Here is a 9,810-nt window from a genome sequence, read left to right on the forward strand (position 1 = left end):
GGACTTCTCCTTCAAAAGGTTACAGATTGACTTCCAAAACCAATCTTGGCACTTGATGCCGTTACCGGGAAGCGGGAAGTCCCTTCGTATTCGTGGAATTAGCGTGAGTAGCTATTGTTTTTACTCATGCCGCAGCGCTTCAATCGGATCCAGCCGGGCTGCCCGGCGCGCCGGGAAGTAGCCGAACAGCACACCAATGCCGGCCGAGAACAAAAACGACACCAGATTGACCATCGGGTTAAAGACATAGGGCACGTCCATCACGCCTGCCAGCACAATGGAGGCGCCAGTCGCCAGCACGATGCCGATCACGCCGCCGAGCGCGGCCAGCACCACGGCTTCAATCAGAAACTGCAGCAGCACCTCGCGCTCCATGGCGCCAATGGCCAGGCGCAGGCCGATTTCGCGGGTGCGCTCGGTCACGCTCACCAGCATGATGTTCATGATGCCGATGCCGCCCACCAGCAGGCTCACGGCGGCCACGGCGCCCAGCAGCGTGGTCAGCACCTTGGTGGTGCCCGACAGGGTGTCGGCCAGTTGCTTGGTGTCGAGCACATTGAAGTTGTCTTCCTCACTTTGCGCCAGTTTTCGGCGCTCGCGCAGCAGCTGGGTGATGCCGGCTTTGACGCGCTCGGGGTCGCTGCCGTCCGTCATTGACACCAGCAAGGTGTTGACGCGCGTGTTGCCGGTGATGCGGCGCTGCAGGGTTTTGATCGGCAGCAGCACCACGTCGTCCTGGTCGTTGCCAAAGGCACCCTGGCCTTTGGAGGCTAGCAGGCCGACGATGGTGCAAGACATTTGCTTCACACGCAGCTGTTCACCCAGCGCCGCTCGGCTGCCAAACAGCTCACGCCGCACGGTCTCGCCAATCAGGCAGACGGCGGCGCCGGCGGTCAGCTCATCATTGGAAAACTCCCGCCCCTGCGCGATTTTCCAATTGCCGGTGATCAGCCAGTTGTTGCTGCTGCCAATGAAGCTGCTGTTCCAGTTACGCCCATTGGCCACCAGGGTGCCGCCGGTGCGTGCCTCGGGTGCCACGGCGGCAATGCCGCCGATCTGGGTGGCAATCGCATCGGCATCGACTTCCTTGAAGGACGGGGCGCCACCGCCACCGCCACCCATCATGCGCTGACCCGGGCGCACTTGCAGCAGGTTGGTGCCCAGGCCCGAAATTTGATTCTGGATCGCCAGTGTGGCCCCGTTGCCAAGGGTGACCATGGTGATGACGGCACTGACGCCAATCACAATGCCCAGAATCGTCAGGAACGAGCGCAACAGGTTGCGCCGGATCGAACGCAGGGCGAGCAGCAGGGTGTTGAGCAGCATCAGGCGGTTTCCAGTTTCGCTTGTGTGACAGGCGAGGCGGCGGCTTCATGCAAGCCGGCAGGATGCGGATTGCGCGTGTCGTTATCCACCACGCCGTCAACAAAATGCACGATGCGCTTGGCGTAGGCGGCCATCTCGGCTTCATGCGTGACCATCAGCACCGTGATGCCGTGCTCCACATTCAGGCCCCATAGCAACTCCATGATCTCGCGGCTGCGCTGAGTGTCCAGGTTACCGGTGGGCTCGTCCGCCAGCAGGACGGCGGGCTCGGTGACGATGGCGCGGGCAATCGCCACGCGCTGCTGTTGGCCACCCGACAACTCGGCGGGCGTGTGGTGCTCCCAGCCCGCCAGGCCGACCGAGGCCAGGGCTGTGCTGGCAGCGGCATGGCGCGCTTTGGTGGATTCGCCCCGGTACAAGAGCGGCAGTTCGACGTTTTCTTGCGCCGACGTGCGTGCGAGCAGGTTGAAGCCCTGAAAGACAAAGCCCAGAAAGCGCCGGCGCAACAGCGCGCGCTGGTCGCGCGACAGGGTTTCGACGTGCACGCCATTGAACAAATACTCGCCCGTGGTGGGGGAGTCCAGGCAACCCAGCATGTTCATCGCGGTGGACTTGCCCGAGCCGCTCGGGCCCATGATGGCAACAAAATCACCCGCCGTGATACTCAGGTCAACGCCCTTGAGCGCCTGCAAGGCGGTGGCGCCCTGGCCATAAACCTTGGTGACCCCCTTGAGTTGGATCAGCGGGGCCTCGCTCATGGCGCGGCCCCTGCCGTGCGCTGGTCGGTGATCACCAGCATGCCGGGCTGCAGATCGCCGCCGGTGATCTCCGTCATGCGGCCGTCGCTGATGCCGGGCTTGACGTTCACGGCCACGGCCGCGCCATCGCGCAGCACCCATACCTGCTTGGACTGACCGCTGTCACCTGCTGTTTTGCGTCCGCCACCACGTGGCATGCGCGGCATCAGGCTCGACATGATGCCACCGCTTTTGGCTGCGCCTGCGGCGCCGCCGTTGACAGACGGAGAGAAGCGCAGTGCGGTGTTGGGCACCAGCAGCACATTTTTCAGCTCGGTCGAGGTGATGGTGCTCGATGCCGTCATGCCGGGGCGCAAGCTCAGGTCCTTGTTGTCCACATCCATATAGGTGATGTAAGTCACCACGTTCTCAGTAATGGTGGAGCCAAAGGCCACGCGCGTGATCGTGGCCGGATATTTGCGCGCCGGGTAGGCGCTGACGGTAAAGCGGGCCTTTTGTCCGACCTTGACGGTGCCGACGTCGGCTTCATCCACATTGACTTGCAGCCGCAGCTTGCTCAGGTCTTCAGCCACGGTGAACAAGGTGACGGCCTGCAGCGAGGCGGCGACCGCGTTGCCGGGGTCCACCGTGCGTGTCAACACCACGCCGTCCGTGGGCGAGCGGATCGACGCCTTGGACAGGTTGGTCTCGTCGGTGGACACCGTCGCCTGCGCCTGCACCACGCTGGCGCGGGCGCTCAACTCGGCGGCCCGAGCACGCGCCAGCGTGGCGCGGCCGGTATCCAGTTCGGCTTTGGACGGCACCTTGCCGCCGGACAGGCGCGCCACTTCTTCCAGGCGGCCCAGGTTGCCCTGAGCCTCACTGACGGTGGCCACCGCCTGCGCCAGCTGAGCGTGCGCTGCGTTCAAGGCGGCGCGCGAACGTGTGACCTGGTCATTGAGTTTGGCGGTGTCGAGCTCGACCAGCACCTGGCCTTTCTTGACGCGGTCGTTCACATCCACCAGCACGCGCAACACGGTGCCCGAGAGCTCGCTGCCGATGCTCACGGAGCGCGTGGGCTGCAGGGTGCCGTTGGCCGAAACGGTCAACGTGAGGTCGCCTTTTGCGGCGGGCTCGGTCACAAACACGGGGGCAGCCTTGCGCGCCGCGCTGGCTTGCCAAAAATAGTAGCCCACGCTCGATAACACCAGCACGCCCAGTACGAGCCAGAGCGTGGTGCGGCGCCACCAGGTCCGCTTGGGGCTTTCTTTGAGCAGGGTTTGCAGGTCGATGCGCGAGAGGGCTTCGCCCGAGTCCGCCGGGGTGGCAGAAGGGGAAGGGGTGCTGGGGGCGTTCGGGTTGGTCATGGTGAAGTCTGCCAATTCGTCTTTTTATTCAAAAAATGGGAGCGTTTGCGGTAGGCGGTGAGAGCGCGCCGCCCACGGCGTTCAGTTCCAGCCACCACCGAGCGCCTTGTAAAGGCGCACATGGTCGGCGCTGATGTCGGCCTGGGTGCTCGCCACGCTGTCTTGCGCACTGAGCAACGTGCGCTGGGTTTGCAGCACGGTCTGGAAGTCAATCAGACCACTGCTGTAGCGCTGTTGCGCCATCAGGTCCGCGTTGGCCGCCGCGGTGGCGGCGCTTTGCAGGTGAATCAGGCGGGAGCGGTCACCCTGTAGCGCCACCAAGGCGTCTTCGACATCTTTCAGGGCAGTCAGCACCACGGCCTGGTAGTTGACCCGGGCCTGCTCCAGCGCCGCTTCTTGCGCCAGCACTTGCGAACGTGCGGCGCCGCCGTCAAACAGGGGCACTGAAACGCTGGCCAACAGGGAGGAGGCCAGCGTCGCGCCATTGGTGAGGCCGGCCAGTGTCAAGGCGTTGAGCCCGAGTGAGCCACCGATAGAAAAACCCGGGTAGCGCGCCGCGTCGGCCGCCCGGACCCGCGCCAGTGCGGCGGTGATGCGGTGCTCTGCAGTGCGCACATCGGGGCGCTGGCGCAGCGTTTGCGCCGGAATGGTCAAAGCCAGGTCGGGCGCCGCCTGCGGCACGGGGGTCGGCGAGGTGGTCAGCGTTTGCAGCGAGTCCGGTGGCTGACCGGTCAGCACTGCCAGACTGTGCCGGGTTTTGGCAATGCTGGCCTCCAACGCCGGGACTTGGGCCCGGGTTTGCTCGGTAGCGGCGCGCGATTGCTCCACTTCGAGCGAGGTGATCAGCCCGGCCTGCGCGCGCCAGTCGGTGATCTGCAAGGTCTCGGACTGGCTGGCGAGGTTGTTCTGGGCGATCAGTAGCTGCGCCTGCTGGCCGCGCAACTGGATATAGGCCAGCGCCACCTCGGCGGCGATCGACACCTGCACATCGGCCAGCGTGGTCTCCGCCGCTTGGGCGTCGGCCTCACTGGCGATCAAAGTGCTGCGCTTGCCGCCAAAGATGTCGGGTTCCCAGCTGGCGTCCAGGCCGGCCCTGAAACTGTTGCTTGCCTCGTTGTCGCCCGACTTGCTGCGTCCGGCTGACCCGGAAGCGTTGACACCGGGCAGCATGCCCGCCGTCTTGACATCACGCAGGGCGCGCGACTGCTGCAGCGCGGCCTGCGCCGAGCGGATGCTGGTGTTGGCTTGTAAGGCCTGTGTGACCAATGTGCCTAAATGGGGGTCATTGAACCCTTCCCACCATTGCGCCAGCGAGCTGGACGCGGCTGGCACGTTGTTGGACGACACGGTGGTGGACCAGTGCGTGGGTATCTCAAGATCAGGCGTCTGCCCGGTCTTGCCCAACAAGGATGCACAACCTGTCACAGCGAACGAGGTCAATACGGCAAGCGCGAGGGTGCTGACGCTGCCTCGGCCAGACCTTGAGGCTTCATGTGTTTTTAAGGTCATAGGTGCTTGCAGAATGAGGTTCCGTGGAAGTAGCCATTGTGAGGGAAGCCTACTCCCTCATTGTTGCTCCGCGGTGAAGACGTGTAAAACAGGCCTTGTCCGGCCACTGGGTGGCTGGCCGAAACCAGCGATCGGCGCCAGGGCGTACATTCATGGAACGGGCGTTGAAATTGGTCAGGCATGGGACAATCCGCCGCTATGCATCCAAAAGCCCTCCTTGACGTCTGTTCCGAACTGGTTCGGCTCAGCCTTAAATTCGACCACCCCACCGACGCCATTGTGGCGAAATTTTTTCGCGACAACCGGGGCCTGGGGCCGCGCGAACGTGCCACTTTGTCTGGCACGGTTTATACCGTTTTGCGCAAAAAACTGCTGTTCGACCACTTTGCCCCATCGGGCAGTGGCCCCAAGGAGCGCCGACTGGCGATTTTGGGCTTCTATGGCCCCGGCGACTTCCTGCGCAGCGCCTTGACCGACCAAGAGAAGAATTGGCTTGACCAGTGCGAAAAGATCAATGTGGCCGATTTGATGGAGCGCCATCGCCACAACTTGCCCGAATGGTTGGTGCAACCGCTCAAAGACCAGCTGGGCGATGAATTCTGGCCGCTGGCCGAGAGCCTGAACCTGGGCGCCGGGCTCGATTTGCGCGTCAATGCACTCAATGCCAAGCGCGCCGACGTGCAAAAGGAGCTGGCGCTAGCCGGCATCAAGGCCGTCAACACACCTTATTCACCCTGGGGACTGCGCATTGCTGGCAAGCCGACCCTGAACAAGTTTGAAGGTTTCATCAAAGGCGCGTTTGAGGTGCAGGACGAGGGCTCGCAACTGCTGGCCATGCTGCTGGACGCTAAACGCGGCGAGATGGTGGTCGATTTTTGTGCGGGCGCGGGCGGCAAGACGCTGGCGATTGGTGCCGGCATGCGCAGCACCGGTCGGCTCTACGCTTTTGACACCTCGCCGCACCGGCTCGATGCCCTCAAACCGCGCTTGGCCCGCAGTGGTTTGTCCAATGTGCACCCGGCCGCGATTGCGCATGAGCGCGATGACCGTGTCAAGCGCCTGGCCGGCAAGATTGACCGCGTGCTGGTGGACGCGCCATGTTCGGGGCTGGGCACCTTGCGGCGCAATCCGGACCTGAAATGGCGACAAAACCTGGGCTTGGTGGCCGACCTGGCCGTGACCCAGGCCGCCATTCTGCAAAGCGCGGCGCGACTGCTCAAGCCCGGCGGTCGCTTGGTGTACGCCACCTGCAGCATGCTGGTGCAAGAGAACGAGGCGATTGCGCAGGCGTTTTCTGAGTCCAATCCGGAATTTGCGCCCCTGGAGGCGGGTGAAGTGCTGTCGGGTTTGAAAGTGGCAGACGCGGCCAAACTGTGCAGCGGCGGCGAGACGGGCCAGCGTTACCTGCGTTTGTGGCCGCATCGCCATCACACCGATGGTTTTTTTGCGGCGGTTTGGCAAAAAATTTGACCTTATTCGCTGCCGCCCCAATTGCGGCTGCAACAGCGGGTTGAAAAGGTAGGCGTCTTAAAATCGCCCGCTTGCAGGTAACCGCAAGTTGAACCTGATATTTATCAAACCCACTTGAGAAATTTTTGACTATGTTGTTACCTGATTGGGCTGCATTGAATGCTTTGCTTGACTGGCTGGCGAACGGATTTTGGTCATTGAACTGGTGGCAAATGGTGTTGTTCACCTTGGCCATGACCCACGTCACCATGATCAGCGTGACGGTCTTTTTGCATCGGCACCAGGCGCACCGCGCGCTTGATTTGCACCCGGTGGCCTCCCATTTCTTCCGGTTCTGGCTGTGGCTGACCACGGGCCAGGTCACCAAAGAGTGGACGTCGATTCACCGCAAGCACCACGCCAAGTGCGAGCAGCCTGAAGACCCGCACAGCCCACATGTCTATGGCATCAAAACCGTGCTCTTGCAGGGCTATGAGCTGTACCGCAAAGAGGCCGCCAACGCAGAGACCATGACGCGTTATGGCCATGGCACGCCCAAGGACTGGCTGGAGCGCCATGTGTACAGCCGCTTTTCCTCGGCGGGTGTGGGCTTGATGCTGGTGATCGATCTGGCCCTGTTTGGCGCTGCCGGCCTGGCGGTCTGGGCGGTGCAGATGGCCTGGACTCCTGTGATGGCGGCCGGTATCGTGAACGGCGCGGCGCATTACTGGGGCTACCGCAATTTTGAGGTTTCGGACGCCAGTACCAACATCTCACCCTGGGGCATCCTGATTGCCGGCGAAGAGCTGCACAACAACCACCACACTTACCCCACGTCAGCCAAATTGTCAGTCAAACCTTACGAGTTTGACATTGGTTGGATGTACATCAGCTTGATGCAGCGCGTTGGCCTGGCGACCGTCAAGAAGACGCCACCGAAACTGGCTTTGGGTGAAGCGCGCCTGGTGGCGGACGAAAAGACGCTGGAAGCGCTGATCTCCAACCGCTATGAAATCATGGCCGGTTACGCCAAAGACATGCGGCGTGCGTTCAAGGACGAGCTGCAAGCGCTGCAGTCGCGTCACGCCGATGCCGCGGTCATCCAAGCTGCCAGACGCTGGCTGCACCGGGATGCAGACAAAGTGCCCATGGCTGCCGTGCCCCAGTTGGCGCTGGCCCGGGCGGCATCGCCAACACTCGACAAAATGGTGCTGATGCGTGAAGAGTTACGCCAGATGTGGCTGAACCGCTCGCATACCCGCGAGCAATTGGCAACTGATCTGCAAGCTTGGTGCCACCAGGCCGAGGCCAGCGGTATTGCGGCCTTGCGGGAGTTCTCCATGCGGTTGCGGGCGGCGCAGGCCTGAAAAAACAAGGACGCAAAAAAGCCCGCCAAGAGCGGGCTTTTTTTTGGGTCAGAAAGACTGAATTACTTCAGTTTCATTTCCTTGTAGTCCACGTGCTTGCGAGCTTTGGGATCAAATTTCTTGATCAGCATTTTCTCGGGCATGGTTTTCTTGTTCTTGCTGGTGGTGTAGAAGTGACCGGTACCAGCTGTAGATTCCAGCTTGATTTTTTCGCGTCCGCCTTTGGTTGCCATGGTGTTGCTCCTTATGCCTGACCACGTGCACGCAGATCTGCGAGCACAACATCAATACCGTTTTTGTCGATCAAACGCAGACCTGCGTTCGAAATCCGCAGACGAATCCAGCGGTTTTCGGTCTCGACCCAGAAACGGCGGTATTGCAGGTTCGGCAGGAACCGGCGCTTGGTTCTGTTGTTGGCGTGAGAAACCTTGTTTCCCACCATCGGGCCTTTGCCCGTGACTTCACATACGCGTGCCATGTGGACACTCCGATACTTAAAACGGCTTTCACTGTCGATCAAAAAAGAATCGTTAAAACAAATTGCCTTAACAACGACTTCCGATCTCGCTCAAGCCTCACCTCGCCAAGAAAAGGGTGGCGGTAACCCGATTGCTGCCCTCAAGCCTTCACAGGCCGAAGTTCAGCAAAGCCTGCGATTATAGCGGGCTCGGGCGCCGCCGCCGAGCCTAGCCTTGCGCGCAGTCGCTTATTCCTGTTCCAGAAAGCGCTGCGCGTCCAGTGCTGCCATGCAGCCGGTGCCAGCGCTGGTGATGGCCTGCCGGTAGATGTGGTCCTGCACGTCGCCCGCGGCAAAAATGCCGGGCACGCTGGTCTGCGTGGAAAAGCCCTTGTTGCCGCCCTGAGTAATGATGTAGCCACCCTCCATCTCGAGTTGACCTTTGAAAATCTCGGTGTTTGGGGTGTGGCCAATCGCAATGAAGCAGCCCTGCAAGGCCAGCTCTTCGGTGCTGCCGGTGTTGACGTCTTTCAGGCGCACACCGGTCACGCCGCTGGCGTCTCCCAGCACTTCATCGAGCGTGTTGGAGGTCTTGAGCACAATTTTGCCGCTCTTGACCTTTTCCATCAGCTTGTCGATCATGATCGGCTCGGCGCGGAACTTGTCCCGGCGGTGAACCAAATAAACTTTGCTGGCAATATTGGACAGGTACAGCGCCTCTTCAACCGCAGTGTTGCCGCCGCCCACCACGCAGACGGCCTGGTCGCGGTAGAAGAATCCGTCGCAGGTGGCGCAGCCCGACACGCCGCGCCCCATGAACGCCGTCTCAGAGGGCAGGCCCAGGTATTGGGCCGACGCACCGGTGGCCAGCACCAGGGAGTCGCAGGTGTACGTGCCGCTGTCGCCCGTCAATGTGAAGGGGCGCTTGGAAAAGTCTACCGCGTTGATCTGGTCGAACACAATCTCGGTTTTGAATCGCTCGGCGTGCGCCAGAAAGCGCTGCATCAGGTCGGGTCCCTGCACACCGTCCACGTCAGCGGGCCAGTTGTCGACCTCGGTGGTGGTCATCAATTGGCCGCCCTGCGCGATGCCGGTGATCAGCAGGGGCTTCAGGTTGGCGCGCGCGGCGTAAATGGCCGCGGTATAGCCAGCGGGGCCGGAGCCCAGAATCAGAACTTTGGCATGGGTTGTTATTGACATTGTGTAATCCTTTTCAGAAGAAGCGAGTGTGCCGTGTACAGTGCGGGATAGTATGACTTATTCTCTCAATACCCTGACTTCTGGGCGCACTGCGGCTGCGCCGTTGGCGTCTGGCTGGCGCCGTTTCACCGACGAACTGGGGCTGTTGCTCGGTTTTGTTCTGTTGCTGCTGTGGCTGGTCGCGCTGCTGACCTATTCCGCGCAGGATGCAGCCTGGTCGACCTCGGGCAGTGGCGCTCAGGTGATGAACCGCGCCGGGCCGCCGGGGGCTTGGCTGGCCGACGCCAGCTATTACGTGTTCGGGTTTTCAGTCTGGTGGTGTGTGGCGGCGGCGCTGCGCACCTGGCTGACCGGCCTGGCGCGCTGGTTGCGCGGGCGTGATCTGCTCAGTATGCAGC

At 61.9% G+C, this 9,810-nt stretch carries 10 protein-coding genes; 3 read left to right on the forward strand and 7 right to left on the reverse strand.

Going from position 1 to position 9,810, the window contains the following annotated elements; genetic code table 11:
• Nucleotides 1-120 precede the first annotated feature (120 nt).
• The 4 genes from GZ093_RS18290 to GZ093_RS18305 all read right to left on the reverse strand — a co-directional run bounded on the left by GZ093_RS18290 (nt 121) and on the right by GZ093_RS18305 (nt 4,939).
• Nucleotides 121-1,326: an ABC transporter permease gene (locus GZ093_RS18290; protein ID WP_296488804.1), complete on the reverse strand. Its 1,206-nt coding sequence runs from the start codon at nt 1,324-1,326 to the stop codon at nt 121-123.
• Complete coding sequence (locus tag GZ093_RS18295) at nt 1,326-2,084, reverse strand: ABC transporter ATP-binding protein (RefSeq protein ID WP_296488806.1); 759 nt, start codon at nt 2,082-2,084, stop codon at nt 1,326-1,328. Before GZ093_RS18295 ends, GZ093_RS18290 begins: the two co-directional genes overlap by 1 nt.
• Nucleotides 2,081-3,430, reverse strand: a complete 1,350-nt coding sequence (locus GZ093_RS18300; RefSeq protein ID WP_296488808.1) for an efflux RND transporter periplasmic adaptor subunit — start codon at nt 3,428-3,430, stop codon at nt 2,081-2,083. The genes GZ093_RS18295 and GZ093_RS18300 overlap by 4 nt, the downstream gene beginning before the upstream one ends.
• Before the next feature lie 81 nt (nt 3,431-3,511).
• Complete coding sequence (locus GZ093_RS18305) at nt 3,512-4,939, reverse strand: efflux transporter outer membrane subunit (protein WP_296488809.1); 1,428 nt, start codon at nt 4,937-4,939, stop codon at nt 3,512-3,514.
• 198 nt (nt 4,940-5,137) lie between these two features.
• On the opposite strand from GZ093_RS18305, the gene GZ093_RS18310 reads away from it, so the two are divergent.
• Nucleotides 5,138-6,409, forward strand: a complete 1,272-nt coding sequence (locus GZ093_RS18310; protein ID WP_296488811.1) for an RsmB/NOP family class I SAM-dependent RNA methyltransferase — start codon at nt 5,138-5,140, stop codon at nt 6,407-6,409.
• A 131-nt stretch (nt 6,410-6,540) separates the two neighbouring features.
• Entirely contained in the window at nt 6,541-7,755 is a 1,215-nt protein-coding gene (locus GZ093_RS18315) for a fatty acid desaturase (RefSeq protein ID WP_296488813.1), read from the forward strand.
• A 62-nt stretch (nt 7,756-7,817) separates the two neighbouring features.
• On the opposite strand, the gene rpmG is transcribed toward GZ093_RS18315, so the two are convergent.
• The 3 genes from rpmG to trxB form a co-directional block, all read right to left on the reverse strand.
• Nucleotides 7,818-7,988 (reverse strand): 50S ribosomal protein L33, encoded by a 171-nt coding sequence (rpmG, locus tag GZ093_RS18320; protein ID WP_011465453.1) that lies wholly within the window; start codon nt 7,986-7,988, stop codon nt 7,818-7,820.
• An 11-nt stretch (nt 7,989-7,999) separates the two neighbouring features.
• Nucleotides 8,000-8,233, reverse strand: coding sequence for a 50S ribosomal protein L28 (rpmB, locus tag GZ093_RS18325; protein ID WP_011465452.1), 234 nt, complete (start codon nt 8,231-8,233; stop codon nt 8,000-8,002).
• A gap of 228 nt (nt 8,234-8,461) precedes the next feature.
• Nucleotides 8,462-9,412 (reverse strand): thioredoxin-disulfide reductase, encoded by a 951-nt coding sequence (gene trxB / locus GZ093_RS18330; protein ID WP_296488817.1) that lies wholly within the window; start codon nt 9,410-9,412, stop codon nt 8,462-8,464.
• Nucleotides 9,413-9,464: 52 nt separating this feature from the next.
• On the opposite strand from trxB, the gene GZ093_RS18335 reads away from it, so the two are divergent.
• Nucleotides 9,465-9,810: DNA translocase FtsK 4TM domain-containing protein (locus tag GZ093_RS18335; RefSeq protein WP_296488819.1), on the forward strand; the 346-nt coding region annotated here is incomplete at its 3' end.

Origin of the sequence: Rhodoferax sp., from assembly GCF_010365055.1 — a bacterium.
Classification (GTDB): domain Bacteria; phylum Pseudomonadota; class Gammaproteobacteria; order Burkholderiales; family Burkholderiaceae_C; genus Rhodoferax.